Source organism: Bacteroides eggerthii, from assembly GCF_025146565.1.
In the GTDB taxonomy this organism is placed as follows: domain Bacteria; phylum Bacteroidota; class Bacteroidia; order Bacteroidales; family Bacteroidaceae; genus Bacteroides; species Bacteroides eggerthii.
Genome location: NZ_CP102258.1, coordinates 1,090,896 through 1,117,190, shown reverse-complemented (window position 1 = coordinate 1,117,190; position 26,295 = coordinate 1,090,896). Strand labels below are relative to the sequence as shown.

Annotated in this window: 26 protein-coding genes and 2 tRNA genes; 15 read left to right on the top strand and 13 right to left on the bottom strand. The window is 42.3% G+C overall.

The window, feature by feature from the left end; all coding sequences use genetic code 11:
- Positions 1–41 precede the first annotated feature (41 nt).
- Positions 42–890, bottom strand: coding sequence for a CvfB family protein (locus NQ546_RS04570; protein ID WP_004292298.1), 849 nt, complete (start codon positions 888–890; stop codon positions 42–44).
- Between the two features lie 208 nt (positions 891–1,098).
- Here NQ546_RS04570 and NQ546_RS04565 point away from each other — a divergent pair, with 208 nt between their 5' ends.
- The 3 genes from NQ546_RS04565 to NQ546_RS04555 all read left to right on the top strand — a co-directional run bounded on the left by NQ546_RS04565 (position 1,099) and on the right by NQ546_RS04555 (position 2,415).
- Positions 1,099–2,100 carry a malate dehydrogenase gene (locus tag NQ546_RS04565; RefSeq protein ID WP_004292295.1) on the top strand — a complete coding sequence of 334 codons (1,002 nt, stop codon included), beginning with the start codon at positions 1,099–1,101 and terminating at the stop codon, positions 2,098–2,100.
- A 152-nt stretch (positions 2,101–2,252) separates the two neighbouring features.
- Positions 2,253–2,325: transfer RNA gene (locus NQ546_RS04560), tRNA-Phe, on the top strand.
- Positions 2,326–2,342: 17 nt separating this feature from the next.
- A tRNA-Pro gene (locus NQ546_RS04555) sits at positions 2,343–2,415 on the top strand.
- Here the strand turns inward: NQ546_RS04555 and NQ546_RS04550 are convergent.
- Both NQ546_RS04550 and NQ546_RS04545 read right to left on the bottom strand, forming a co-directional pair.
- Complete coding sequence (locus NQ546_RS04550; RefSeq protein WP_004292292.1) at positions 2,369–3,952, bottom strand: recombinase family protein; 1,584 nt, start codon at positions 3,950–3,952, stop codon at positions 2,369–2,371. The two genes, NQ546_RS04555 and NQ546_RS04550, sit on opposite strands and share 47 nt — an antisense overlap.
- Positions 3,953–4,306: 354 nt before the next feature.
- On the bottom strand, positions 4,307–4,927 hold the full coding sequence (locus tag NQ546_RS04545; RefSeq protein WP_004292288.1) for a recombinase family protein: 621 nt from the start codon (positions 4,925–4,927) through the stop codon (positions 4,307–4,309).
- Between the two features lie 420 nt (positions 4,928–5,347).
- On the opposite strand from NQ546_RS04545, the gene NQ546_RS04540 reads away from it, so the two are divergent.
- Positions 5,348–5,839, top strand: a complete 492-nt coding sequence (locus NQ546_RS04540) for a hypothetical protein (RefSeq protein ID WP_004292286.1) — start codon at positions 5,348–5,350, stop codon at positions 5,837–5,839.
- Between the two features lie 102 nt (positions 5,840–5,941).
- On the opposite strand, the gene NQ546_RS04535 is transcribed toward NQ546_RS04540, so the two are convergent.
- From NQ546_RS04535 to NQ546_RS04490, 10 genes are all read right to left on the bottom strand, one after another.
- Complete coding sequence (locus NQ546_RS04535; RefSeq protein ID WP_004292283.1) at positions 5,942–6,940, bottom strand: hypothetical protein; 999 nt, start codon at positions 6,938–6,940, stop codon at positions 5,942–5,944.
- Positions 6,941–7,048: 108 nt separating this feature from the next.
- Positions 7,049–7,246 (bottom strand): hypothetical protein, encoded by a 198-nt coding sequence (locus tag NQ546_RS04530; RefSeq protein ID WP_004292281.1) that lies wholly within the window; start codon positions 7,244–7,246, stop codon positions 7,049–7,051.
- Between the two features lie 369 nt (positions 7,247–7,615).
- Positions 7,616–8,536, bottom strand: coding sequence for a helix-turn-helix transcriptional regulator (locus NQ546_RS04525; protein WP_004292279.1), 921 nt, complete (start codon positions 8,534–8,536; stop codon positions 7,616–7,618).
- A gap of 243 nt (positions 8,537–8,779) precedes the next feature.
- Entirely contained in the window at positions 8,780–9,934 is a 1,155-nt protein-coding gene (gene fucO, locus NQ546_RS04520; protein WP_004292275.1) for a lactaldehyde reductase, read from the bottom strand.
- A 15-nt stretch (positions 9,935–9,949) separates the two neighbouring features.
- Positions 9,950–10,759 carry a rhamnulose-1-phosphate aldolase gene (gene rhaD, locus NQ546_RS04515; RefSeq protein WP_004292273.1) on the bottom strand — a complete coding sequence of 270 codons (810 nt, stop codon included), beginning with the start codon at positions 10,757–10,759 and terminating at the stop codon, positions 9,950–9,952.
- A gap of 36 nt (positions 10,760–10,795) precedes the next feature.
- The gene (locus tag NQ546_RS04510; RefSeq protein WP_004292393.1) at positions 10,796–11,551 is read right to left on the bottom strand and encodes an IS5 family transposase; all 756 of its coding nucleotides are present in this window, start codon (positions 11,549–11,551) and stop codon (positions 10,796–10,798) included.
- A gap of 104 nt (positions 11,552–11,655) precedes the next feature.
- Positions 11,656–12,687, bottom strand: a complete 1,032-nt coding sequence (gene rhaT / locus NQ546_RS04505) for an L-rhamnose/proton symporter RhaT (protein WP_004292271.1) — start codon at positions 12,685–12,687, stop codon at positions 11,656–11,658.
- 90 nt (positions 12,688–12,777) lie between these two features.
- Positions 12,778–14,031, bottom strand: a complete 1,254-nt coding sequence (locus NQ546_RS04500) for an L-rhamnose isomerase (RefSeq protein ID WP_004292269.1) — start codon at positions 14,029–14,031, stop codon at positions 12,778–12,780.
- Positions 14,032–14,055: 24 nt separating this feature from the next.
- Positions 14,056–15,528: a rhamnulokinase gene (gene rhaB, locus NQ546_RS04495; protein WP_004292267.1), complete on the bottom strand. Its 1,473-nt coding sequence runs from the start codon at positions 15,526–15,528 to the stop codon at positions 14,056–14,058.
- A gap of 162 nt (positions 15,529–15,690) precedes the next feature.
- Entirely contained in the window at positions 15,691–16,086 is a 396-nt protein-coding gene (locus tag NQ546_RS04490; protein WP_004292265.1) for an HU family DNA-binding protein, read from the bottom strand.
- A gap of 330 nt (positions 16,087–16,416) precedes the next feature.
- Between NQ546_RS04490 and argR the strand changes: the two genes are divergently transcribed.
- The 11 genes from argR to NQ546_RS04435 all read left to right on the top strand — a co-directional run bounded on the left by argR (position 16,417) and on the right by NQ546_RS04435 (position 25,969).
- Entirely contained in the window at positions 16,417–16,890 is a 474-nt protein-coding gene (gene argR / locus NQ546_RS04485; protein ID WP_004292264.1) for an arginine repressor, read from the top strand.
- A gap of 34 nt (positions 16,891–16,924) precedes the next feature.
- A complete protein-coding gene (locus NQ546_RS04480) occupies positions 16,925–17,482 on the top strand; it encodes a GNAT family N-acetyltransferase (protein ID WP_004292263.1) in 558 nt (185 codons plus the stop codon).
- Between the two features lie 6 nt (positions 17,483–17,488).
- Positions 17,489–18,697 carry an argininosuccinate synthase gene (locus tag NQ546_RS04475; protein ID WP_004292262.1) on the top strand — a complete coding sequence of 403 codons (1,209 nt, stop codon included), beginning with the start codon at positions 17,489–17,491 and terminating at the stop codon, positions 18,695–18,697.
- A complete protein-coding gene (locus tag NQ546_RS04470; RefSeq protein ID WP_004292261.1) occupies positions 18,698–18,916 on the top strand; it encodes a PspC domain-containing protein in 219 nt (72 codons plus the stop codon). It begins immediately after the preceding gene.
- The gene (argC, locus tag NQ546_RS04465; RefSeq protein ID WP_004292260.1) at positions 18,909–19,877 is read left to right on the top strand and encodes an N-acetyl-gamma-glutamyl-phosphate reductase; all 969 of its coding nucleotides are present in this window, start codon (positions 18,909–18,911) and stop codon (positions 19,875–19,877) included. Before NQ546_RS04470 ends, argC begins: the two co-directional genes overlap by 8 nt.
- Positions 19,877–20,056, top strand: coding sequence for a GIY-YIG nuclease family protein (locus NQ546_RS04460; RefSeq protein ID WP_004292259.1), 180 nt, complete (start codon positions 19,877–19,879; stop codon positions 20,054–20,056). Before argC ends, NQ546_RS04460 begins: the two co-directional genes overlap by 1 nt.
- Before the next feature lie 90 nt (positions 20,057–20,146).
- Complete coding sequence (locus NQ546_RS04455; RefSeq protein WP_004292258.1) at positions 20,147–21,268, top strand: aspartate aminotransferase family protein; 1,122 nt, start codon at positions 20,147–20,149, stop codon at positions 21,266–21,268.
- Positions 21,269–21,391: 123 nt separating this feature from the next.
- Positions 21,392–22,165 carry a pyrroline-5-carboxylate reductase gene (proC, locus tag NQ546_RS04450; protein WP_004292257.1) on the top strand — a complete coding sequence of 258 codons (774 nt, stop codon included), beginning with the start codon at positions 21,392–21,394 and terminating at the stop codon, positions 22,163–22,165.
- A 27-nt stretch (positions 22,166–22,192) separates the two neighbouring features.
- Entirely contained in the window at positions 22,193–22,747 is a 555-nt protein-coding gene (locus NQ546_RS04445) for a helix-turn-helix domain-containing protein (protein ID WP_004292256.1), read from the top strand.
- A 105-nt stretch (positions 22,748–22,852) separates the two neighbouring features.
- Positions 22,853–24,508 carry an AMP-binding protein gene (locus NQ546_RS04440; RefSeq protein ID WP_004295167.1) on the top strand — a complete coding sequence of 552 codons (1,656 nt, stop codon included), beginning with the start codon at positions 22,853–22,855 and terminating at the stop codon, positions 24,506–24,508.
- 243 nt (positions 24,509–24,751) lie between these two features.
- Complete coding sequence (locus NQ546_RS04435; protein WP_004292254.1) at positions 24,752–25,969, top strand: acyloxyacyl hydrolase; 1,218 nt, start codon at positions 24,752–24,754, stop codon at positions 25,967–25,969.
- Positions 25,970–26,295 lie beyond the last annotated feature (326 nt).

Genomic DNA, 26,295 nt, shown 5'->3' with positions numbered 1-26,295 from the left:
CTGTTTCTCTCTAATATATTATAGGGAAAACCCTATCGCCTTTAGGGGTTAGAGGAGTCTGCCAGCTCAATGCCGTTTTCCAACAACCGTATCAGATGTTTCTTATACAGATCACCGACCGCCTTTTTAAAGGTTTTCTTACTGACGCCAAATGTTTCGTAAATCTCCTCTGCAGGGCTCTTGTCATGCAAAGTGATCCGTCCTCCCTGTTCACGTATATAGTTCAGGAGAGTGGCAGAAAAGTCTTCCACCTTACCCACTCCCGGCTTTTGAAGCACCAAGTCGATCTTGCCATCCTCACGAACTTGCTTTACATAGGCTTTCAGTGTCATGCCTGTATGCAGAGGTTGGAATATCTCGCTTTCATAGAGCAATCCGCTATATCGGTTCTCTATGATGGCCTTAAAGCCTAAATCCGTTTTCTGCCAGATGAGTATGTTTACTTCCTGTCCGGGTTCATAAGGGGCTTTCTCTTTCGAGAGATAACGGTCTACTTTCGCAGAGGCCACTATCCGGTAACTCTCATCATCCAGATGTGCATGGATTACGTACTGCTTCCCAACCTGCATCTTCATCTTCTGCTCACGAAAAGGAACAAACAAATCTTTCATCAGCCCCCAATTGAGAAAAGCGCCGTATTGATTTATCCACGCCACTTCCAGGCAAGCGAATTGCCCAACCTGCACAAACGGCGTCAACGTAGTAGCAACCAGCCGCTCCTCATTGTCCAGATAGATAAACACCGTTAATTCGTCTCCCGGCTTACAGTCTTCGGGTACATAACGCGACGGAAGCAAAATTTCCCCTTCTTCACCTCCATCCAGATACATACCGAAATCGACTTCTTTCACCACCTTCAAGGTATTGAATTTCCCTAACTCTATACTCATATAATTTATATTTCGTGACGTTTGCAAAAAAGATAATACCAACAGGTCCAAACTTATCTTTCCATTCTGTGCAAAGATAAAGATAAGGAATAACTTTTCACTCTAAAAGATAACTTTTTTATATGAACAACTCCACAGGGAAAATGGTTATCTTTGTAGCACAACAATTCAAAAGAATGTTTGTTATTCACCTTTAAATAATATAATTATGGATTTTCTTACAAACGAAAAACTAACCATTGTAGGAGCAGCCGGCATGATTGGCTCCAACATGGCGCAGACCGCAATTATGATGCGTCTCACCCCAAACATTTGTTTATATGACCCTTATGCTCCCGGACTGGAAGGTGTGGCCGAAGAAATGCTTCACTGCGGATTCGAGGGACTGAACCTTACGTTCACTTCCGACATCAAAGAAGCGCTGACCGGCGCCCGATATGTAGTGTCTTCCGGTGGTGCCGCCCGTAAAGCAGGCATGACCCGCGAAGATTTATTGAAAGGCAATGCCGCCATTGCCGAAGAATTCGGAAAGAATGTGAAAGCCTACTGTCCGGACGTAAAACATGTAGTCGTTATATTCAACCCTGCGGACATTACCGGTCTGATCACATTATTATATTCCGGATTGAAACCTTCCCAAGTCACAACATTGGCAGCGCTTGACAGTACCCGCCTGCGCAGCGAGCTTTCCAAACATTTTGGAATACTCCCCGACAAGATAGAGAATTGTCGCACTTATGGCGGACATGGCGAACAAATGGCCGTATATGCCTCCACTGCCAAAGTGGACGGCAAACCGTTATTGGACATCATCGGAACTCCCGCCTTGACTAAAGAACAATGGACAGAGATACAAGCTAAGGTTATCAAAGGCGGCGCCAACATTATTGCCTTGCGTGGCCGCTCTTCATTCCAAAGCCCCGCCTATGTCTCTATCGAAATGATTGCTGCCGCTATGGGCGGAAAGCCTTTCCGCTGGCCGGCAGGCACATACGTACACAGCCATGGTTTTGACCATATCATGATGGCTATGGAAACTGAAATCAACAAAGAAGGCGTACATTACAAAGAATTAAAAGGTACACCCGAAGAAGAAGCCAAACTGAAAGAGAGTTATGCACATCTCTGCAAACTGCGTGATGAGGTTATCGGAATGGGCGTGCTACCTCCGATTAAAGACTGGCACAGCATCAATCCTAATATAGATTAAAAAAGCCGTATCGAAATCTATTTCAATAAGTAATACCAACATCCCCTTTGTCTTCATTCAGTAAAGTTGCAAAGGGGATTTTTCTAATAAATTTCCCAAAAAGCCTTGCAATATAAAAAATTCTCTTTATCTTTGCACCCGCAAACAAAAAAGGTGCCATAGCTCAGTTGGTAGAGCAAAGGACTGAAAATCCTTGTGTCCCCGGTTCGATTCCTGGTGGCACCACTTTTTTGAAAGGGCATCGGAATGTAGCGCAGTTGGTAGCGCACTACGTTCGGGACGTAGGGGTCGGGCGTTCGAGTCGCCTCATTCCGACAGAAGGCGACAAACGAGCAAAATCGGTTGTCGCTTTTTCTTTTTCATCCTTGTAAGTCTCTGTAAATCTGCGGAAAATCTTAAATACTTCATTCTCATTTTCTGTTCGATAATCATCTTTTTCCTTATCGAAGTAAATTCCACTTGGAAAGACTAAATTCTGTACTTTTTGCCTATCCACAAAGTTGCTATCATTCCATAAACTACCTAATTTACAAGACATTTCAATCGTTTGATTGATATATTTCATCATGTTCGATAAATTTTTCCCTGCATCTTCAAGACCTCTTTTGACCTCTGCTAATCTTGAATTTAATTCGCCCATAGTAGCCGTATATATTTCATTATTGATTTCCCCTAAACCCAACCTTACTTTGACTGCATTAATTTGATTTTCACACTCTGTTTTTCGTTTTAAAAGGACTTTCTTTGTTTCACCTTTATTTTGGTTGTATTCTTCAAAAACCTTTCTTAAAACGTCTGTGAGTATCGGAATATATTCATCTGGTATATTATATTCATTCAAAAGATTGATATATTTCTGATGCAACTTTTCTGTACTGTGATTACTCTTGCATCCTTTCTTATTGCATTTATAATAATCCTTCCCACGTGCTTTCACTGTGTATCCAGTTAAATAGCCACCACAGTCTGAACAGATGATATGCCTTTTCAATGGAAATGGCTCTGTTATTTTTTTATGTTCATATCCAGTATTAGATATGCCATTCACTTTATTAAAGGTAGCCTCATCAATTAATATCTCTTGATTACCTTTTATAATTTCATCACCCAACAAACTATGCTGTATATACCCACAGTAAAATGGATTATGCAGAATTTTATTCAAATGTTTTCGGTCAATAGATAACCCTAATTCCTTTAACCGCTGAACTATTTCTATATCCCCAATCCCCTCTGTAGCTTTCCAGATAAAAGCATTACGCAATATTCTGCCCGTTTCATTTACTGTAAGAATATGGTCTTTTTCAACCTTTACTTTATTATACCCTAATGGCGGTTTGGAAAACCAATTACCCTTTCTTAGACAATCAGTCATGCCAATAACAGCTTTATCCCTCCTTAAACTATTTTCAAATTGATTAAAAAGAAAAATTATATTCTCCATGAATGTACCAGCCGCACTATCTGGGTCGGTTGCTTGCGTTGCTGAAACGACAAAAATGCCTTTTGCTTTTAAATATGCCTTTGTCATTATACCTTCTGGACCTGTACGACTAAAGCGGTCATAAGAAGCAACTAATATTACATTAATCTCCTTATCTTTAGCCACTTTTTCAATCATATTACGATATAGTTTTCCCTCAGTCTGTGCGCTCTCATTAGTATCCCCAAAATATTCTTTTATACGGATACCTTTACTAGCAGCATATTCATCACAAATTCTTTTTTGAGACTCTAAACTACCGTTGTTGTCCGCTTGTTTTCCCGTTGAGACTCGTGTCCAGACAGCAGCAACTTTATGTTCCAATTTGGAATACTCTACTACTTTCTCTTTACTCTTTTTCTTACTCATAAATCATCAAATTAAAGGTTAAACGTAATAATACCTAATGTATAGAAGAACTCCAGTATCTTTTTTTGTTCTTCTTTGTCTAAAATACCTATTGCTTGAAATTTCTTATCATAAACTTTCAATTCATCCTCGTTAAACATTTGTTATAAAGGATTATTTGTCATGCCATTGCACGACTTATTTTCACACGTTCATGCAATATCCACAGAGCAGGGAAGTGCATACACATGAACGTGCTTCCTGCTCCTAACTTGTTCCAATAAATTGAATTTGAAGTGTCTTTCGTGGTGGATTTACTTTTCTTCCAAGCAAATATACGACTTATAGATTATTTTACCACCCTATTGCGTTAATTTACATTAAACCGACTAATTTACGAAGAGTATTTACACTCGTACCAGTCAATTTAGACACATTTCTTAAAGAGTAATTTCTTTTCAACAGTTTAATTTCTTCTTTATACTGTTCTTTCATCTCCGATATAGTTTTACGATAACCAGGTTTACGTCCAACAACCCCACCATTTTGTATATGATGTGCATATCCGCTTTCCATTCGTTGTCGAATTGTAGCACGTTCCATTCTGGCAACTTCCAGTAAGATAGTAATAAGGAATTGTGCCATTGGATTAATATTTCCCAAGCTATCCAGCGTTTCGATATTATAATTCTTTACACATAAACAAATTTTCTCATGGTTAAGTAACTCAATCACTTTCAGAGCCTCCAGCGTATTCCGTCCTAAGCGGCTGATTTCAAGTACCAATACTTTATCAACGTGGTTTTCTTTTACATACTGTATCAGTTCAATGATTTCACAACGTTCATCATTACTTTTAGCTCCACTAATTTTATTAGCAAATATTTTCATTATATTCAAATCATTATTCAATGCATAAGATTTCAGCTCATCAACCTGACGGTCAAAATCTTGCGCCATTGTACTTACTCGTGCTAAAATTACTGCTGTTTTCATATTAATTACTATTTAACTGTACAAATATACGGTTCCAGCTTCAAATTGGCACAACAATCATAGTTAATAATCTCTAGACCAGACGGTTAATCAATAAAATCATCTGTATCAAAATAAAATATGCAACTAAACATTTATAATCAAAGTAAAGCTATTATCTTTGCACTGACATATTAGAAATTTAACGTAGAAGCGTTTAGGATATTATCTCGTTTTCAGAATCTGGTAAATTCTTTCACACACAGAGATAATGACAACTAAACGCTCACGTCCTTGTTTTATAGGGGGCGTGGGCGTCGTTGTTTATTTTGTGTGTGGGTTTACCAGAGCCTTGAAAACAAATAAACTAACGAATTGCCCACGCTTCTTCCCATTTATAAACCGCTTATCGGGGGCAGATAGCACAAATCTTATTTTAAAATGAAAAAGAATTTATTTATGCTTTTTGTAGTCATATTGACTGCGTGTGTTTTTGCGTCATGTTCAAAAGACGATGATGACAATTCGGGTGCAGCTTCCAGTCTGACAATGAATGGCGAAGCTATTAAGGTCAAAAGTATTGAAGGTGAGTATGACCCTTCCACCTCTTTCAGAGCTTTTACATTCTGGGTAAATGACGCCAGCGTTATTAATACTGGAGTGTATATTCAAGGTACTCTATCCACCAAGCTAGAAAATCTTTCAGCAGGAAGTGATATTACCAGTAAATTAGGGCTATTAATGGAATATAATAGTGGAGATGAATATATTACAGATAGTGATTTTCGTTCTGGTAATCTAGTGGTTCAAAATATTGATACTTCAAAAAAGGTACTAACATTGGAATTTAAGAATTTGAAATATACCAATAATCTTAAAAAAGAAGTAATATTAAATGGAACACTGACTATCCCATATAAGATATTAGAATAAGAAATTTAATCTTTTAAATTAAAATGATACAAGAAAAAGTGTATCAATAGGTCTTTTATAAGATTAAAATGATACACTTTTCTTTTTGACACACAAGCCTCATCAAAGTAATAGATTACGTATCTTTTCAATAGGGTTTCCACTGGTTGAGGCTGATGTCATTGCATGATAGACCGTTTCAAATTTTTTCATTCGTTTTGTTGCCCCACTGCGTGAACTGAATTTGCTCCTAACATCTTGCTCCAGTAGTTTTAAGTCACCATTGTACCTTTCAAGAATGATTTTCATTGCCCAATTTTCGTAATCATCAAAAGTTGTGTTTGGCATATTGGCTGTAGAATTACTGAAAACCTTGTCAAATTGAGTAAGGATAGGGTTTGTATCGGAATTTAATACACTGGATATTTTAGTGTCGGCTAAATTCAAATAGTTCATTATCTTTTTAGGTGTGTCTAATGTGACTTCAAATCGGGTTTTTCCTTTGAAATAGTTCATTACTGTTTGTGGTTGTGATAAACTATTTAAGAAGTCTTTATTATGGCTGGTACATATTTCTTTTTCCTTATTGTATAAGATAATTGTTTCCGTACAATCTTTGGATTTCACATCTTTAGTAAACATAATGCCCTCTTTATCGTAATGTGCCCACTTGAAGCGTCTATAGTTGTTTACTTGCGAATTAAGAGCGTCCAGAAGATTATCACTTAGAATAAGGTTTGCATCATAAGTTACATCTACTGATGTAATTGCCCCATTTGATAAGATACTATCTACGTCAATATCACAAATATTTAGTTGGTTTATATTGGTTAGACATTCTTTGATAGTATCTCTTGAAATTAAGTCTGGATATTTTTCTTTCAAAATCTTACTGGAAAATTCAAGAGTTAAGGTTTGTTTTATATAACTGACAGCTATATAAAGGTTATAAGGTATATTTATATCATCTTTAGAACTATAAAATATACCTATTTTCTCTCCACTACGTGAATGAAACATTTCATTAAACTTCACTTTAGTATTGAGAAGATATTTATAGTTGGATTTAATTTTAATTCTATCAAAAGTGATTAATCGTTTCGTTTCATATTGCGATGTCATTAAAAAATTAAAGTTATTCTTTTATTCTTGTGGGAAATGTACTCTGTAGGCTACAATTTCCCCCTTTGATAATGGAGTATATCAAAGGACTATGAAAAGAGAGGGGGATTACTGCCCCTCTTTTTCTGTCTTGTCACTTGGGTTATCATCTGGTTTGACTGGTATAGTCTTCCAGTAATTACTCATGCCTTGTGATATTGCTTGGATATGCGAAGCTGACTTACTTCTACCTCTTAATGATTGACTGATTTTTGCTTTGGTATCGTCTCCAAGATTGCGATACATTCTCTTTCCTATATTATCCATATTAATTGATTTTATACTAGATAAATAGTCAAATGAAGTAAGAATGTAAAGAATAGTAGGCTGATTTCACAGAAAAAAATATCTGGACCAGAAAATTTAGATACAGAGTCGTTTGTTATTATCAATCACGCCTACTAAAATACAATATTCAGAGTGTCGGGTTACAGTACTATTTCTTTTCCCAAAAGGAAATAGACACTTATTTCCCCTTCAAAATAGTTTCTGTTTGTATATTACTGTACTTGCCTAAAAATTGGATAATCTTCTCAAAATCCACTATAAACTTGTTCGATAATTCGATAGTGTAGCCGACAATAAAAAAACGACAAGCTGTATTATACAGCTTGTCGTTTTTTTATTCCAACTGAGTCAATATTCATTCTCCGCATCAGTCTCCCTGCCAAAAGAACGATATTCCAATGGAGTGAAACCGGTACGCTTCTTAAATGAGGCAAAAAAATGTTCGGTGGATTTATAAGCAAGCATAAAAGAAATCTCTTTGACGGACTGAGAGGTACTAAGCAATAATTGTTTAGCTTTCCGCAATTTCAATTCTTGGAAATATTTGGCAGGAGCATAACCGGTATAGTCCCTAAACACCTTCCTGAACCAAGAATAACTAATATTTAGCCTCATAGCCAATTCTTCCGGATCAATATTATTAAAGACATTTTCATTCATAATAATCTTAGCCTGCTCTATTTTCTGATCAATATCGCCTATCTCAAAAATCTTATTCTTAGAAACAGACAGTATCATCCCCATCATATGTAAAACGATACCGGCAAGATATTGCTGGGAAGATATTTTATCGGCCTCCGCAATCTCCAAAGCCCGGGAAAAAAGAGATACCAGTTCTTCGTTCAAACCGACTTCAAGCACCTGGTTATCCTTAGACAAGAAACCATTTTTCATCAGATTGTCAATAACAGGCCCTTCGAAACCTATATAATATTCATTCCAACCGGTCTGCCGATAAGGGTGATAAGTATGCCATTGCCCGGGGAAAAGAACTATCAAACGACCTCTGCATAGTGGTTTCTCCGGTGTATTCTCCGAAGCAAACACCCCTCGGCCTTTTGTTATATAGACAAACTGATATTCGCGTAGGACACGCCCTTTCTGTGTATTAAAAAAATAACCCGAGGGATGATCTCTTAAAGGATAGGGAGAATTCGGCTGAATGGACTGAAACCCCACAGTATTCGCCCACAGGCCATACTTCCGGTCCATATCATTTACAATAAGATACTTGAATTCTACTCCTAAATCATTGTAGTCCTTAATCATAATGTGTACACTTCATAGTAGGTGCTTGACAAAAATAGAAAATATTTATGAAAGAAGAGGCATTTATGAAATCTTTAATAAAAAAAACACAATAGAAAACGAAGGTAGCCACCAAAGCGGTATGTGCAAGACAAGGGTTTGTTAAAATATAAGCCTCCCATAAATCGTATAATTATTTATAGGAGGCTTTGCTGTAAAATTGTATACAGTTACTGCCTTAATATAACGTGAGTCCGATATAAATTAAAAAGCCTTACGGTATAATTCTTCAATTTCCTCGACAGAAGTGGAACGAGGATTACCCCCTGTACAAACATCATTGAAAGCGTCAATAGCCAATTGATGCAAGTCTTCTTCTCTCACATTGATTTCATGCAGCTTTTGAGGAATACCGATACTCAACGATAAGTTCCGGACTGCCTCCACTGCTGCACGCACACCTTCGAGCTCGGTCATGCCATCCGTATTCACTCCCATAGCTTTAGCTATATTGATATATTTCGGAGCAGCCGGAGATTCTGCATTATATTCCATTACATACGGCAAAAGTAATGCATTGGCAACACCATGCGGAGTGTCATAATGAGCTCCCAACGGATGCGCCATTGAATGAACGATGCCCAAACCGACATTACTGAATCCCATGCCGGCAATATATTGTGCTTGAGACATAGCTTCGCGGGCAACCACATCATTACCATTATCGACAGCCGCTTTCAAATTGGCAGCAATCATTTCAATAGCCTTCAGTTCAAACATATCCGACATAGCCCAAGCCCCCGGAGTTATGTAGCTTTCGATAGCATGCGTCAAGGCATCCATACCTGTTGCCGCCGTCAGACCCTTCGGCATAGAATACATCAATTCAGGATCTACAATTGCCACAGCCGGAATATCATTGGGGTCTACACAAACCATCTTCTTCTTTGCATCTTCATCAATTATCACATAATTAATAGTGACCTCAGCCGCAGTTCCTGCCGTTGTGGGCAAAGCAAAAGTCGGAACAGCCTTATAGCGGGTTGCAGCCACACCTTCCAGCGATTTCACATCTGCAAAATCCGGATTATTCACTACAATGCCAATGCCCTTTGCCGTATCAATGGAAGAGCCTCCACCCAAAGCCACAATAAAATCAGCACCCGATGCCTTAAAAGCATCCACACCTTTCTGCACATTAGCAATAGTAGGATTAGCTTTTACATCGCAGAAAAGCTCATAAGGAATATGATTCTTCTCAAAAACTTCAATAATCTTATCTGCTACCTTGAATTTAATCAAGTCCTTGTCTGTCACAAAAAATGCTTTCTTGAAACCTCTGCGCATAGCTTCCACCGCGATTGTCTCGCGACAGCCTGCTCCAAAATAAGAGGTTTCGTTCAATATCATCCTATACATAATTATGCTCTACTTTTATTTAGGTAAATTAAAAGCCTTAGTCATCTCTTTCATCTGCTCCCGACTCATACCATCCGGTTCGAAGCCCATGTTCTTGGAAGCAATGTAAATCAGCGCAGATTTATTTAATACATCTATCTGGTCGAAAGCAGACATTATATCTACATCCACTGCAAAAACCCCATGCTTTTCCCACATGGCTACATCATAATCACTCAAAGCCTCGATAGTAGCATCGGCCAATTTCACAGAACTCGGCAACTCGTAAGGAATCATTCCCAAGCCACGTGGACAGAAGGCTTTTGTTTCCGGAATCATGCTCCAAAGCAAATTAGTAGCCACATCTTTTTCCATGAACTTCTTATTGTGGGTCATAGCAATAAGCTCAATAGGATGCGTATGCAAAGACGCTCTATAAGGAGAACCCTTTCCAATCAGATAATTATGAACCGCAAGATGGGAAGGCAACTCCGATGTCGGCATCACCGGTTTATCGGCAATAATCACATAACTGGAACAATCGTCCAGAATACGAATTACCGAGCCATTCTCCATGGGCCAGCGCGCTAAATCGCGCATGCGCATCTGAGTCCCTTTACAATAGAAATAACATCCCTTCAGAAAAGGAAGTTTTTTCCCTATTTGCTTCACCTCACTGATAGCCGGAAGGCTTCTGATTTCATCATCTATATATTCCGTAATATTCAGAGTTATATTACCTCCATTACGTTCCGCCCACCCTTTTTGCCAAAGGTAACCAGCCACTTCTGCCACCTGATTGACTTCACGAGCCAAGGCAGGACGATTTTCAAGAATTGATTTCATGTCTTTTATTTTTAATGATTATATTTTAGAGCCTGTTTAAATTTTGTTCAGCAACATTCTTATTGCAGCAAGTTTCACCATCTCCTCTGCCGAATCGAACGTAAATTCGTAGTTTCGGCAGAGCCTCCTATAATTATCAAACCATGAGAAAGTTCTTTCCACAATCCATCTCTTTCCTATTGGTTTAAAGCCGTTTGACTTGTTTCCGCTTACAATGACTTCAAGCGCATATCCGAAAACTTTTTTAATTTTGGCAGCCACTTCTCCCCTATATCCGGCATCCGCCAAGATAACTTTGATATTGCAACAAAGCTCCTTCAAACATCTGGCCAACAGGTAAGCGGCCTTTCCGTCATGTACGCAAGCTATTGTTACCATGACAGCTATCAGGAAACCGTTCTTGTCCACGACAACATGACGCTTAATGCCCTTCACCTTCTTATTGCCGTCAATGCCATTGAGAGAACGGTTATCACCCCAGCGGACGCTTTGACTGTCCATAATACCCACGCTCGCTTCGGCTTTTTGACCTTGCTTGACACGGACTTTCTCACGTAAATTATTCAGCAACAAGTCAAATTCACCCATGGAAGACCATTTGCGATAATAGTAATAAACCAGTTCCCAAGGGGCAAAATGGGAGGGGAGCATACGCCATTGGCAACCCGTTTTCACGAGATAGAAGATGGAATTCCATATCTCACGCAAATTATATTTTCGTTTTCTTTCTTGCAGGTTCAAGATTTTCTTGATAACTTGCCACTGTGTTTCTTCTAAATCCGTCGAATACATAAAATTATTTCAAGTGTGGTAACTTAAAAATAATCATTTTCGAGGAAAGAAGAAACACTCTTTCAATATCAAACTTGAAAATTTAAACAGGCTCTTATATCATTTTATGCTTGCGCCATTGCCACTACAATAATGGAAGTGACAAGAATCACCAATCCCAGCAACAGCACACCAATGGTACGAGATCCACACCCTTTCCACTCTTTCAGCAAGATTCCCCAAACATTGCTGAATGTCACATTCAACGACATCAGTATGCTCCAGGAAAAAGCAAGCAATATCGGACTGCCGCCCAAAAAGCTCTTGCCCATTTCCAGTCCAAAGAATTGTGAATACCACAGAACACCGGCAAGGGCACAGAACAAAAGGTTATTTATAAATGTATTCCCCTTAACCGACAAATATTCCTTACCGGTCTTGTTTTTTACATTCTGCTGAATACAATAAACCGCATTGGTAAAGAAGCCTCCCAGGGTAACCAGAAAGATAACAGGAAGCCCGGCATACAACGGAGCAACACCACCCGCCAATGCCGCATCTTTAATAGGTGTTCCGGCATCCAGCCCAAGAGCAAAGCATGCACTCATCACCCCCGCCAGCAAAGCGACCAGCAATCCCTTTGTCAATGCGAAGTCCTTTACTGCCGCCTTTTTTTCCTCTTCACTCATATTCTTGGAGCGCAAACTGCCGGCATAACCAATAACCGCAATTCCCGCCAAAGTAATACAGACACCAATAAGGAGCATCAACCCGTCGCCATGCAACAAATCCTTTCCGGCAAACAAAGCAGGAAACAGAGTTCCAAAACCGGCACAAGTGCCCAAAGCGATACTTTGCCCCAAAGCGACACCCAGATAGCGCATACTCAATCCGAACGTCAGGCCGCCTACTCCCCAAAGGACGCCATAGACAATGGCCGGCAATGCGCCACCGGTTCCCCAGAGTTCAATCAGATTGCTGCCAGCCGGAATGGCAAGCAAGGCTCCCAACAACGGAAAAACAAGCCAGGCAAAAACACCCTGTATCAACCAGAAGCTTTCCCAAGACCAACCTTTAACTTTATTGATAGGCACATATGAACTGCTTTGTCCAAAACTGCCAATAGCGATGATCAACAATCCTATTAGTGTATTCATAATAATCAACGATTAATATTCGACAAGTAATAAGAGTAGCGGGCAAAGGTCTACTTTCCCCGCCAAGCACTCTCACTAACTCTACTTGGTTCAGTTACGTTTTGATGTAACTTCAACTTCATATTTCTCTATCTCAGGTATAAACTCTTCGCCTACCGGAACATTATTCTTCAAGCAGAACATATCCCAAACAGCATTCCAAGGCAGGGCCTTTGCCTCTTCCAACAAAGCCAGGCGCTGGAAACCCTGACCGGCGGCTTCATACTCACGAAGCTTGGCCAATGGCTCCAACAACGCACGCAACATACACTTTTGCGCAGCACGAGTACCGATGACATAAGCGCCAATACGATTAATGGAAGCATCGAAATAGTCGAGACCAATATGTACGCGATCCAAAGCATTGCAACGAACAATCTCTTGGAAGAGTTCCAATGTAGGATCATCCATAATAGTCACATGGTCGGAATCCCAACGTATCGGCCGGCTGACATGAAGCATCAATTCCGGAACGAACAACAACATAGACGATACTTTGTCTGCGGCACTTTCCGTCGGGTGAAAATGTCCCGTATCGATAGTGATGAGTTTCTGATGTTGCACGCTATATCCCACACAGAACTCATTAGAACCTACCGTATAGCTTTCCAAGCCGATGCCGAACACTTTAGATTCCAAACAATCCTTCATATTTTTATACTCCGTAGCAAAAATCCGGTCGAGAGAGTCCTTAAACAGTTCGCGATATTTCATACGATTAACCGTAACATCTTTGCTGCCATCGTGCACCCAAAGGTTCATGATACAGGGATCCCCTTGTCTGCGTCCCATTTCCTCTGCAATGGCACGACAACGCTTGGTATGCTCGATCCAGAAATCACGAATGCCCTTATCGGGGTTAGACAAAGACAGGTTACCGCTTTTCGGATGCGAGAAAGACGTTGAGTTGAAATCCAGCTTCATGCCATTTTCAGCAGCCCATTGCATCCAACTCTCAAAATGTTTCACTTCTACCTGGTCGCGGTCGACAAACGCACCGTCAAAGTCACCATAAATCTCGTGCAGATTCAAGCGATGCTTACCCGGGATATAAGAAGCGGCTTTCAAGATGTCATTACGCAGTTCTTCCATGTTACGGGCCTTACCCGGATAATTTCCTGTCGTTTGGATACCACCGGTCAATGAGCCACCCGACTCAAACCCGATAACATCATCGGCCTGCCAACAATGCATGGATATCGCCACCTTCTGGAGTTGCTCCATCACTTTTTCTACATCCACACCCAAAGCCGCATAGCGTTCTTTGGCTACCTCATAGGCTTTTGTTATCAATTCTTCTTTCATGATACTGATTTTTTTAATTATAATTTAATTGTTGGTTATCATTGTCATCTGCTTAAAGTGCAAGTACGCAGCATCCCACATTTCCGTATCTTCCGGATAGAAAGTTTTTAAAGGAATGGAGCCGTTGATGAGCCGGCGCATGGAGGAAATGTCTTTTGCCGTTCCGGCTGTTAATGCCTGAATCATGACGTTGCCGATTGCGGTCGCCTCAGAAGGACCTGCAACAACGGGAATACCAATTGCATTAGCGGTCCATTGATTCAACAAATCATTACGGCTTCCGCCGCCAATCACATGAAGGGTTTCTACCTGACAAGGAGAAAGGGTACGAAGATTGTCCAATACTTGACGGTAGCGCAAAGCAAGGCTTTCGAATATGCAGCGTACTACCTGCCCTCTCGTTTGCGGAACAGGCTGGCGATGATCCGAGCAGTAGTTCTTTATGGCCTGTTCCATATCGGCCGGATTGGCAAACAGAGCATCATCCGGATTGATCAGACTACGAAAAGGCTCACTTGCATTTGCTTCGGATATGAGCTCCGGATAAGAAGTTTCCCCCCATGCAGTGCGGCAACGTTCCAACAGCCACATTCCGCAGATGTTCTTCAATAAACGAATCGTCCCTTCCACACCGCCTTCATTGGTGAAGTTCAGAGCCTCTGTTTCCTCTGTAATAACCGGAGCATCCGTCTCCACTCCCATCAGCGACCAGGTGCCGCTACTTAAATAAGCAAAATTACGATTTACGGCAGGGACTGAAGCAACTGCCGAGGCTGTGTCATGCCCTGCCACAGCTATTACGGGTATAGCGCCAAGCCCGGTCATGGTCTGCACTTCTTTTGTCAATACACCGACTTTGTCTCCCGGATAGACGAAGCGGCCGAAATTGGATCTTGTAAGACCTATTTCATACAGTAAAGCATCTTCAAACTTACGGGTTTTCGCATTGATCAACTGTGCAGTACTTGCAATGGTATACTCTGTCACCATTTCACCGGTCAGCATATAACTCAAAGCATCCGGTATGAAAAGCAGTTTATCAGCAGCAGCCAATGCACTGTCATCATTACGCCTCAATGTATCAAGCTGGAACAAGGAGTTGAAGTTCATTACCTGGATGCCCGTCCACTCATAAACCTGTTTACGGGGAACTTTCCTAAAGAATATGTCAGATGCTCCGACGGTATGAGGATCTCTATAAGAATAAGGCTGACGAATGAAACCTCCGTCTTTCCCCACACAGACAAAATCCACTCCCCATGTATCAATGCCGATAGAGGTAATCTCAACATCACCCCTTTGAGCGACTATTTTCAGCCCTTCGATAATATTCCGGTAAAGTTCATAGATATCCCAGTAGAAATGTCCGCCGGTTTCAATCAAACGGTTCGGGAAACGGTTTACGTCTTCCATTTCCAATCCCTCCGGCGTGAAGGTTCCCAAGATAGTACGGCCACTGGTAGCGCCCAAATCGACCGCAAAAAAACATTGTTTCATGGTAATTAGTTTTAGTCACTGTTTCATAATACAAAAATAGGGGAATCACCCCCTATTCCTTGTACTTATTTTGACTGAAAGGATGTCAGATTTGATAATCCATCTCCTCCCCCAATTACCACATCCGGTTTCTTATTCCACAGCCTTGATGTGTAAAGAAAACTAATCGCCTAATTTCACCAGTTCCACCCCTTCGCCCAAGGCCCGGCAATACTTACCGCATTTCTTACGGCGTTCAGGGATGAACTGTACGCGAACAGCTTTCACTTGCTCCCTGCTGACCTCTTCGGGCGTATCCACTCCGTTGCCCGCACAGCTCAGTTTGTAATAGAAAGAGCCAAGCCCGTCCAGATGGACACTGTTGCCGTTCTCCATAAAGAACGACATGACTTCGGGCAATGAACGGATCACCGCATGCACATCCGCAGGCGTAACCGTACACCTCCGGCTGATGGCTTCTCCCAAATCCTGCGTATTGACTGTGTGTTTGTTGACACATGCGCGGGGAAACCATTTGTATTTCCCGCCTACTTTGGCGCGACTCTTTTTATAAAACATACTGACTTTATTTTAGAAGGTGAATAACTTCCTCAGGCTGCCTGCCTGAAGTTGCTACAAAGGTAGAATTAAAAGGCTTATAATATGCAATTAATAGGCTTTTAATTCTATATTATAAGCCTTTTAATTGTATTTCACTCATAGCCTCATCACAGATAGCCCTACGGACAAGCCTGCCACCCCCTACCGAGAAGCAGGTCCGCCCATGCATACATATACCATTGTTTTTACAATTATTGCATATTAAAGAATAAAAAAATCCCATTTTCGTATATTCTTTCCAAAATATTCCCTACTTTTGCACCGTTCTAAGAATAATTATACAGAAACATGAAAAAGAAAGCTAATCGGTTAGATGCCATCAAAATGATCATCTCAAGCAAAGAAATCAGCTCACAAGAAGAACTGTTACAAGCTTTAGGGAAAGAAGGCTTTGAACTGACTCAAGCCACCTTGTCACGCGACTTAAAACAACTGAAAGTAGCCAAAGCTGCCAATATGAACGGGAAATATGTATATGTACTGCCCAACAACATCATGTACAAACGCAACAACGCCCAAAGCGCAAGCGAAATGCTGATGACCAGCGGATTCGTCTCACTCCATTTCTCCAAGAATATTGCCGTTATCCGCACCCGCCCCGGCTACGCCAGTAGCATGGCCTACGACATTGACAATCGCGAATGCCCTGCCATACTGGGCACGATTGCCGGAGACGACACAATTATGATGGTCCTGCATGAAGCTGCATCCCATGAAGAGGTACGCGTGTTTCTGTCACAAATCATTCCCAACATGGAGTAAGTCAGTATAACTATAATATAACGAAATAAAAGAAATGGATTCGAAACAAATTGATGTGATGGTGGCTGATGCCTCACATGAGGTTTATGTGGACAAGATTTTGGATACCATCCGAGAAGCAGCCAAAGTACGTGGAACCGGTATAGCAGAGCGTACCCATGAATATGTAGCTACTAAAATGAAAGAAGGGAAAGCCATTATAGCTTTATGCGGAGAAGAGTTTGCCGGCTTCACCTATATAGAAAGCTGGGGAAACAAGCAGTATGTAGCAACATCAGGACTCATTGTGCACCCTGAATATCGTGGCTTGGGACTGGCCAAACGCATTAAGACGGCATCTTTCCGCCTGGCACGCCTGCGATGGCCTAAAGCCAAGATTTTCAGTCTGACCAGTGGAGCAGCCGTCATGAAAATGAATACCGAATTAGGCTATGTACCTGTTACGTTCAATGAACTGACAGACGACGAGTCTTTCTGGAAAGGTTGTGAAGGCTGCATCAACCACGATATATTAGTAGCCAAAAACCGGAAGTTCTGCATTTGTACAGCAATGCTCTACGACCCGAAATTACACGAAGAAGATAAAATATAAATAAATATGGAAGCAAAGAAGAAAAAAGTAGTAGTCGCATTCAGTGGTGGTCTGGACACCTCATTCACAGTTATGTACCTGGCAAAAGAGAAAGGATACGAAGTGTATGCGGCTTGTGCCAATACCGGCGGTTTCAGCCCTGAACAGTTGAAAACGAACGAAGAAAACGCCTACAAGCTGGGCGCCGTAAAATATATCACTTTAGACGTAACACAGGAGTATTACGAAAAGAGTTTGAAATACATGGTATTCGGCAATGTATTGCGTAACGGCACTTATCCTATATCCGTAAGTTCCGAACGTATCTTCCAGGCACTGGCCATTGCACGCTATGCCAACGAAATCGGAGCCGATGCCATTGCACATGGTTCAACCGGTGCAGGCAACGACCAGATACGTTTCGACATGACTTTCCTCGTCATGGCCCCGGGCGTGGAAATCATCACCCTGACACGCGACATGGCATTGAGCCGTCAGGAAGAGATAGACTACCTGAACAAACATGGTTTCGCAGCCGACTTCGCCAAACTCAAATATTCCTATAATGTAGGTTTGTGGGGCACCTCCATTTGCGGCGGCGAGATTCTGGATTCTGCACAGGGACTTCCGGAAAGCGCCTACCTGAAACATTGCACCAAAGAGGGCAGCGAACAGTTGCGCCTCACCTTTGAGAAAGGTGAACTTAAGGCCGTCAACGACGAAACATTCGACGATCCCATCAAGGCTATTCAGAAAGTAGAGGAAATCGGTGCGGCCTACGGCATCGGACGCGATATGCACGTAGGCGACACGATTATCGGCATTAAAGGTCGTGTGGGTTTTGAAGCCGCCGCTCCCATGCTGATTATCGGTGCGCACAAGTTCCTTGAGAAATACACATTGAGCAAATGGCAGCAATACTGGAAAGACCAGGTAGCCAACTGGTACGGCATGTTCCTGCACGAAAGCCAGTATCTGGAACCGGTAATGCGCGACATCGAGGCCATGCTGGAATCTTCACAACGCAACGTAAACGGTACGGCAATTCTCGAACTCCACCCGCTTTGTTTCTCTACGGTAGGCGTGGAAAGCGAAGACGACCTTGTGAAGAACAAATTCGGCGAATACGGCGAAATGCAGAAGGGATGGACTGCGGAAGATGCCAAGGGCTTCATCAAGGTGACCTCTACCGCACTGCGTGCCTATTATTCAAACCATAAAGACGAAAAAATCTAAATGATGAACGGGAAACAAAAATTGACACGCCCGCGAAACGGAAGAATGTTGTCCGGCGTATGCGCAGGACTGGCAGACTTTTTCGGGCTTGACGTGTCATTAGTGCGCATCATTTATGTTTTCGCAACAGTCTTTACTGCATTTGCAGGCATACTCATATACATCATATTATTAATTATAATACCAGAAGAACCCAATAGATATTATCAACATGATTAAAGTAGGAATCATCGGCGGAGCCGGATACACAGCAGGCGAATTGATACGCCTGTTATTAAATCACCCGGAAGCGGAAATCGTATTCATCAACAGCTCAAGCAACGCCGGCAACAAAATTACCGACGTACACGAAGGACTGTACGGCGAAACAGATTTAGTATTCACCGACGAACTGCCGTTGGACGAGATTGATGTGCTCTTTTTCTGTACGGCACATGGCGACACCAAGAAATTCATGGAAAGCCACAACGTACCGGAAGATTTAAAGATAATCGACCTCTCCATGGACTACCGCATCAAAAGCGACGACCATGACTTTATTTACGGGCTCCCCGAACTCAACCGCCGGGCCACCTGTACGGCAAAACATGTTGCCAACCCCGGATGCTTCGCCACCTGTATCCAGCTGGGACTGCTTCCACTTGCCAAGCATCTGATGCTGAACGGCGACATTATGGTGAATGCCATCACCGGCAGCACCGGCGCAGGCATCAAGCCGGGAGCAACGAGCCACTTCAGCTGGCGCAACAACAACATGAGTGTGTACAAAGCCTTCGAGCACCAGCATGTGCCCGAAATCAAGCAGTCGCTCAAACAGCTCCAAAACAGTTTTGATTCGGACATTGATTTCATACCCTATCGCGGCGATTTTCCTCGTGGCATTTTTACCACTATCGTGATAAAAACCAAAGTTGCGTTGGAAGAGATTGTCCGCATGTACGAAGAATACTATGCCAAAGACTCCTTTACGCATATCGTCGACAAGAACATCGATTTGAAGCAGGTTGTCAACACCAACAAGTGCCTTATCCATCTGGAAAAGCATGGCGACAAACTTCTTGTCATCTCCTGCATAGACAACTTGCTGAAAGGAGCCAGCGGACAAGCGGTACATAATATGAACCTGATGTTCAACTTAGAAGAAACCGTAGGCTTACGATTAAAGCCGAGTGCTTTTTAATGATAACTCAGGCTATCTGCCATATTCTGCTTTATTACGAAGAATTTCAGCAAATAGAAGATGCTATTGCCAGAGAAAAGGAACTGAAAGGATGGAGTAGAAGTAAGAAAGATACTTTAATTAAAGAAAAGAATTCTACATTAGAAGATTTATGTAAGTATCTGCAATGGAATGGATAAGAGAGTAAATGCTTTGCTTGAAATACCAAATGGTCTTAGTTATATTATCAGTAATAACTTGATTGATACAATCTTTAAACAAAGAAGAAAATGAATTTATTCGACGTATACCCCCTTTTTGACATTAACATTGTCAAAGGAAAAGGCTGCCACGTATGGGACGATAAAGGTACGGAATACCTCGACCTCTACGGCGGACATGCAGTAATCTCTATCGGACATGCACATCCACATTACGTAGAGATGATCAGCAAGCAAGTGGCCACACTTGGATTCTATTCCAACTCAGTCATCAACAAGCTGCAACAACAAGTGGCAGAACGGTTGGGAAAGGTCTGCGGCTACGACGATTACTCCCTGTTCCTTATCAACAGCGGAGCCGAAGCCAACGAGAATGCGCTGAAGCTCGCCTCGTTCTACAACGGACGGACACGCGTGGTATCTTTCTCAAAGGCTTTTCATGGGCGTACCTCATTGGCCGTAGAGGTTACCAACAATCCCAAAATCATCGCTCCCATCAACGACTGCGGACACGTCACCTATCTTCCGCTGAACGATATAGAGTCCATGAAATCCGAACTGGCAAAAGGCGATGTGTGTGCAGTGATTATCGAAGGCATTCAGGGAGTGGGCGGCATACAGTTGCCAACCGATGAATTTATGCAAGCCCTGCGTGAAACCTGTACAAAGCACAATACCATACTGATTCTGGACGAAATTCAGAGTGGCTACGGACGTAGCGGCAAATTCTTTGCCCATCAGCACAACGGCATCCAAGCCGACATAATCACCGTAGCCAAAGGCATAGGCAACGGCTTCCCGATGGCAGGCGTACTTATCAGTCCGATGTTCACCCCTGTCTATGGACAGCTTGGAACAACTTTCGGTGGAAATCATCTGGCTTGCAGCGCAGCACTTGCCGTACTGGATGTTATCGAGCAGGAAGGACTTGTGGCCAATGCAGCCAAAGTAGGCGCGTACTTACTGGAAGAACTGAAGAAATTCCCGCAAATCAAAGAAGTACGCGGACGCGGCTTGATGATCGGTCTCGAATTTGAAGAACCCATCAAAGAACTGCGTTTGAAGTTACTGAAAGAGCAGCATGTGTTCACCGGCGTCAGTGGAACAAACGTACTCCGCCTCTTGCCGCCCTTGTGCCTCAGCATGGACGAAGCAGACCTCTTCCTGGAACGTTTTAAGAAAGTACTTTGATATTTGAAGAATAATCAGCCGACAAAAGAGACGACCGAAAGAAGAATACCTTCCTGTTTCGGTCGTTTTTTATAGAAAATCTTTACCTTTGCCTAAAGACAACATTTTAAATTACAAAACGATATGAAAACAGCAATTATCGGTGCAGGAAATATGGGCGGGTCCATTGCCCGCGGTTTGGCTAAAGGAACCATCATTCCGGCCAACGACATCATTGTTTCTAATCCCACGCAACATAAATTGGATGTTCTGAAGGCAGAGTTTCCCGCTTTACAGACTACCCGCGATAATCAAGAAGCCGTTACGGGTGCTGAACTCATTATACTTGCCGTCAAGCCATGGCTGATAAAACCTGTCGTAAGCGAACTTAAACTGAAAAGTAAACAGATACTTATTTCCGTAGCAGCCGGCATACCTTTTGAGGAGTTGGCACACTATGTGGCAGACAAGGAGATGACAATGTTCCGTCTTATCCCCAATACCGCAATCAGCGAAATGGAGAGTATGACACTCATTGCAAGCCGCAATGCCAGCAAGGAACAAGAACAACTGTTGCTCGACATTTTCAATCAAATGGGGCTTGCCATGCTGATTCCCGAAGATAAAATCGCAGCGGCCACCGCCATGACTTCCTGCGGCATAGCCTATGTGCTGAAATATATCCAAGCAGCTATGCAAGCCGGAATAGAGATGGGTATTTATCCCAAAGACGGGATGCGCATGGTGGCCCAGTCTGTGAAAGGAGCCGCCGAACTGATACTGAACAATGATACACATCCCAGCATAGAGATTGATAAAGTGTGTACCCCTGGCGGAATTACAATTAAAGGCATTAATGAACTGGAACGGCAAGGATTCCCCTCAGCCATTATCAATGCCATAAAAGCAAGTAAATAATAAAAATAATCACTTAATACTAACCACATGGACGAACAAATTAAACAAATAGCCGAACGTCTGCAAGGATTGCGTGAGGTATTGGAATTGACAGCCAAAGACATCGCCCGCGATTGCGATATTTCGGAAGAAGAATATCGGCTTGCAGAAACGGGAGAATTTGACATCTCCGTAAGTATGCTGCAGAAAATAGCCCGTCGTTACGGCGTTGCCCTGGATGCACTGATGTTTGGCGAAGAGCCGAAAATGAGCAGTTACTTCCTTACTCGTGCCGGGAAGGGAACCAGCATTGAGCGTACCAAGGCCTACAAGTACCAATCGTTGGCCGCCGGTTTCATGAACCGCAACGCCGACCCGTTCATCGTCACCGTCGAACCCAAACCGAACGACGAACCGATACACTACAACAGTCACTCCGGACAAGAGTTCAACCTGGTTCTGGAAGGACGCATGATGCTGAGTATCGACGGCAAAGATTTAATCCTGAACGAGGGAGACAGCTTGTATTTCAACTCCAAACTGCCACATGGCATGAAAGCGTTGGATGGAAAGAAAGTACGCTTCCTTGCTGTAATCATGTAACAACATAAATGAAGAATGGAGAACGAAGAATGAAGAATAAGCTGTACGCTTATGCCGTACATCAGGTTCTTAATTCTCAATTCCCAATTCTTAATTCCTAAAGTTATGATAGAAAGATTTTTATCACAAACGTCCTTTACATCTCAAGAGGACTTTATCAAGAATTTAAAGATTAACGTACCGGAGAATTTCAACTTTGGCTATGACGTAGTAGATGCCTGGGCTGCAGAACAGCCTGACAAACCTGCGTTGCTCTGGACCAATGACAAAGGAGAACATATCCAGTTCTCATTTGCCGACATGAAACGTTATACAGATATGACAGCCTCCTATTTCCAAAGCCTCGGCATTGGACATGGTGATATGGTAATGCTGATTCTCAAACGCCGTTATGAATTCTGGTTCAGCATCATCGCACTGCACAAATTGGGCGCGGTCGTTATTCCCGCCACACACCTGCTTACTCAAAAGGATATTATATATCGTTGCAATGCCGCAGACATCAAAATGATTGTCTGTGCAGGTGAAAGTGTCATTACCGACCACATCACCGCTGCCATGCCAAGTTCTCCGAGTGTAAAGAAACTGGTCAGCGTAGGTCCGGAAATACCCGAAGGATTTGAGGACTTTCATAAAGGCATAGCCAATGCCGCTCCTTTCACAAAGCCGGAACACCCCAACAAGAACGACGACATCTCTTTGATGTATTTCACCAGCGGCACTACCGGCGAACCGAAAATGGTTGCCCACGACTTCACCTATCCACTGGGGCATATCGTAACAGGAAGTTTTTGGCATAATCTGCACGAAAACAGCCTGCACCTCACCATTGCCGATACAGGCTGGGGAAAAGCCGTATGGGGAAAACTATACGGACAATGGATAGCCGGAGCCAATATCTTTGTATATGACCATGAAAAGTTTACTCCCGCCGATATTCTGAAAAAGATACAGGACTATCACGTCACCTCACTTTGTGCACCACCCACTATCTTCCGGTTCTTAATTCACGAGGACCTGACGAAGTATAACCTTTCTTCTTTGCAATACTGTACCATTGCCGGCGAAGCATTGAATCCTGCCGTATTCGATACATTCAAGAAGTTGACGGGTATCAAACTAATGGAAGGCTTCGGACAGACTGAGACAACTCTTACCGTAGCCACCATGCCATGGATGAAACCCAAACCGGGCAGCATGGGATTGCCTAATCCCCAATACGATGTCGACCTGATAGATTATGACGGCCGTTCCGTAGAAGCCGGTGAGCAAGGACAGATTGTAATTCGTACCGACAAAGGCAAACCGCTTGGCCTGTTCAAAGAATATTATCGTGATGCCAACCGCACCCACGAGGCTTGGCACGATAACATCTACTATACCGGTGACGTCGCCTGGAAAGACGAGGACGGCTATCTCTGGTTTGTAGGACGTGCCGACGACGTTATCAAAAGCAGTGGTTACCGCATCGGCCCATTCGAAGTGGAAAGCGCCCTGATGACGCATCCGGCAGTCATAGAATGTGCCATTACCGGAGTTCCCGATGAAATTCGAGGTCAAGTTGTAAAAGCAACCATCGTATTATCCAAAGAGTACAAGAACCGCGCCGGTGAAGAGCTGGTTAAGGAGTTGCAGAACCATGTTAAAAAAGTAACCGCTCCTTACAAATACCCGCGCGTTATAGAATTTGTAGAGGAACTTCCTAAAACTATCAGCGGTAAAATCCGTCGTGTGGAAATCCGGAAGAATGACGAGAAATAATCGTTCCTGAACAAAACACAAAAGAACCGGAACAGGTAAAAGGGGCTATGCATTATAAATAGGCATAGCTCCTTTTGTCCTTGTAGATAAAGCATCCCTTTTTCTCACTGTACTTCATAAATAAAACAGATGATAAATTATAACTTTACCAATATTGGTTCTTATGTAAACAAAAAGATTATATTTGCATAAAAATCAGATTTTACAAAAAGTCAGATAACCAATGAAGAACAGCACAACATTATGAGTAGCAAAATACAGACAGGAAAAGATATACTTCTCTTGATAATTATACTATTCCTCTCTGACAATATACATGCACAAAATAATTATATCCACCGGCTCGGCATTGAAGGCCGGCCAGGATATATATTCCCTACCAGCTCTTTCTTGCGGGGAGAAAACAATATGCATAAAAGGCTGAGTTCTGCCTACTCGGCTCATTTGAAATATTCCTTCCAGCTACAGCCGGGCAGTACTGCAGACCGAATATACGGAAGTTCGTACCAAGGCATAGGATTAGGATATTTCGACTTCGGCAACGACAAAGAAATAGGGACTCCTATTGCCCTCTACGCATTTCAGGGAGCACGTATTGCCAAACTCACTCCCCGCCTATCGCTCAACTACGAATGGGGATTTGGAGCCTCCTTCGGCTGGAAACCTTATAATTATCTCAACAACCCCAACAATACCGTCATAGGGACTAAAATTAATGCATACCTTAGTGCCGGAATTCATTTTGATTGGATACTCTCTCCTCTATTCGACCTTAACATCGGGGCAACCGCAGTGCATTTTTCCAACGGCAATACCCGATATCCCAATACCGGCCTGAACACAGTAGATTTCAAAATCGGAATAATATATAATTTCAATCGGAATATAAACGATGTATTACAACCGTCACAACAAACTCCGAGCCCGGCCTTTCCCAAACATGTCAGCTACGACCTCACTGTGTTTGGTTCATGGCGAAGAAAAGCCGTCGATGTTCCAGGCGGGCAAGTTCCTGCACCGGGAAAATACGCCGTAGCAGGGTTTTGTCTTGCTCCCATGTATAATTTTGGATATAAATTCCGCGCAGGAGTATCATTAGACGGTGTATATGACGCCGGTGCCAATATTTATGCCAAAGATTACATTACTCCTCTTAATGGTGGAAATGAAGAGGAAGCTTTTGGCATCCCACCATTACGTAAGCAACTTTCTTTGGGTGTCTCAGCACGCGGAGAATGGGTAATGCCCTACTTCACCGTTGGCATAGGTTTCGGAGCCAACATCCTGCATGGAGGAGGAGACCTCCAATCTTTCTATCAGATATTAGCGCTCAAAATAGATATATCTCACGACACTTTCCTACATATTGGGTATAATCTTAAAGATTTCCACGAGCCCAACTATCTGATGTTAGGCGTAGGCTACCGGTTCAATAATAAACGTCCCCGACTGTATCATTAATGACTTTTACTAATTCTTACATCACAAAGACTCCTTATTACTCAAAATGAACAGCTTTAGCATGAACTCATCAATACAGTTCACGACTTATCTATTCACGACCAATAGACTGAATATTCTTTATTATTAGAAAAATCCTTAATTCAAGTAACTACAGACCATTTTTACTAAGTTTTGTTACTTAAATGATTTCTTTAGACATTCGTTTTTTCTATTCTGTGAAAGTCTGAACTATTTCTGCAACCATAACTATAATATATTTAAATCCTGCCTGATTCAAACCGGATAGGGCAAGGGATATTCTCTCTTTAAGGAATATCCCTATA

Coding starts and splice junctions, on each gene's coding strand:
- NQ546_RS04570 (WP_004292298.1), bottom strand. CDS start 890: ATGAGTATAGAGTTAGGGAAATTCAATACCTTGAAGGTGGTGAAAGAA.
- NQ546_RS04565 (WP_004292295.1), top strand. CDS start 1,099: ATGGATTTTCTTACAAACGAAAAACTAACCATTGTAGGAGCAGCCGGC.
- NQ546_RS04550 (WP_004292292.1), bottom strand. CDS start 3,952: ATGAGTAAGAAAAAGAGTAAAGAGAAAGTAGTAGAGTATTCCAAATTG.
- NQ546_RS04545 (WP_004292288.1), bottom strand. CDS start 4,927: ATGAAAACAGCAGTAATTTTAGCACGAGTAAGTACAATGGCGCAAGAT.
- NQ546_RS04540 (WP_004292286.1), top strand. CDS start 5,348: ATGAAAAAGAATTTATTTATGCTTTTTGTAGTCATATTGACTGCGTGT.
- NQ546_RS04535 (WP_004292283.1), bottom strand. CDS start 6,940: ATGACATCGCAATATGAAACGAAACGATTAATCACTTTTGATAGAATT.
- NQ546_RS04530 (WP_004292281.1), bottom strand. CDS start 7,246: ATGGATAATATAGGAAAGAGAATGTATCGCAATCTTGGAGACGATACC.
- NQ546_RS04525 (WP_004292279.1), bottom strand. CDS start 8,536: ATGATTAAGGACTACAATGATTTAGGAGTAGAATTCAAGTATCTTATT.
- fucO (WP_004292275.1), bottom strand. CDS start 9,934: ATGTATAGGATGATATTGAACGAAACCTCTTATTTTGGAGCAGGCTGT.
- rhaD (WP_004292273.1), bottom strand. CDS start 10,759: ATGAAATCAATTCTTGAAAATCGTCCTGCCTTGGCTCGTGAAGTCAAT.
- NQ546_RS04510 (WP_004292393.1), bottom strand. CDS start 11,551: ATGTATTCGACGGATTTAGAAGAAACACAGTGGCAAGTTATCAAGAAA.
- rhaT (WP_004292271.1), bottom strand. CDS start 12,687: ATGAATACACTAATAGGATTGTTGATCATCGCTATTGGCAGTTTTGGA.
- NQ546_RS04500 (WP_004292269.1), bottom strand. CDS start 14,031: ATGAAAGAAGAATTGATAACAAAAGCCTATGAGGTAGCCAAAGAACGC.
- rhaB (WP_004292267.1), bottom strand. CDS start 15,528: ATGAAACAATGTTTTTTTGCGGTCGATTTGGGCGCTACCAGTGGCCGT.
- NQ546_RS04490 (WP_004292265.1), bottom strand. CDS start 16,086: ATGTTTTATAAAAAGAGTCGCGCCAAAGTAGGCGGGAAATACAAATGG.
- argR (WP_004292264.1), top strand. CDS start 16,417: ATGAAAAAGAAAGCTAATCGGTTAGATGCCATCAAAATGATCATCTCA.
- NQ546_RS04480 (WP_004292263.1), top strand. CDS start 16,925: ATGGATTCGAAACAAATTGATGTGATGGTGGCTGATGCCTCACATGAG.
- NQ546_RS04475 (WP_004292262.1), top strand. CDS start 17,489: ATGGAAGCAAAGAAGAAAAAAGTAGTAGTCGCATTCAGTGGTGGTCTG.
- NQ546_RS04470 (WP_004292261.1), top strand. CDS start 18,698: ATGATGAACGGGAAACAAAAATTGACACGCCCGCGAAACGGAAGAATG.
- argC (WP_004292260.1), top strand. CDS start 18,909: ATGATTAAAGTAGGAATCATCGGCGGAGCCGGATACACAGCAGGCGAA.
- NQ546_RS04460 (WP_004292259.1), top strand. CDS start 19,877: ATGATAACTCAGGCTATCTGCCATATTCTGCTTTATTACGAAGAATTT.
- NQ546_RS04455 (WP_004292258.1), top strand. CDS start 20,147: ATGAATTTATTCGACGTATACCCCCTTTTTGACATTAACATTGTCAAA.
- proC (WP_004292257.1), top strand. CDS start 21,392: ATGAAAACAGCAATTATCGGTGCAGGAAATATGGGCGGGTCCATTGCC.
- NQ546_RS04445 (WP_004292256.1), top strand. CDS start 22,193: ATGGACGAACAAATTAAACAAATAGCCGAACGTCTGCAAGGATTGCGT.
- NQ546_RS04440 (WP_004295167.1), top strand. CDS start 22,853: ATGATAGAAAGATTTTTATCACAAACGTCCTTTACATCTCAAGAGGAC.
- NQ546_RS04435 (WP_004292254.1), top strand. CDS start 24,752: ATGAGTAGCAAAATACAGACAGGAAAAGATATACTTCTCTTGATAATT.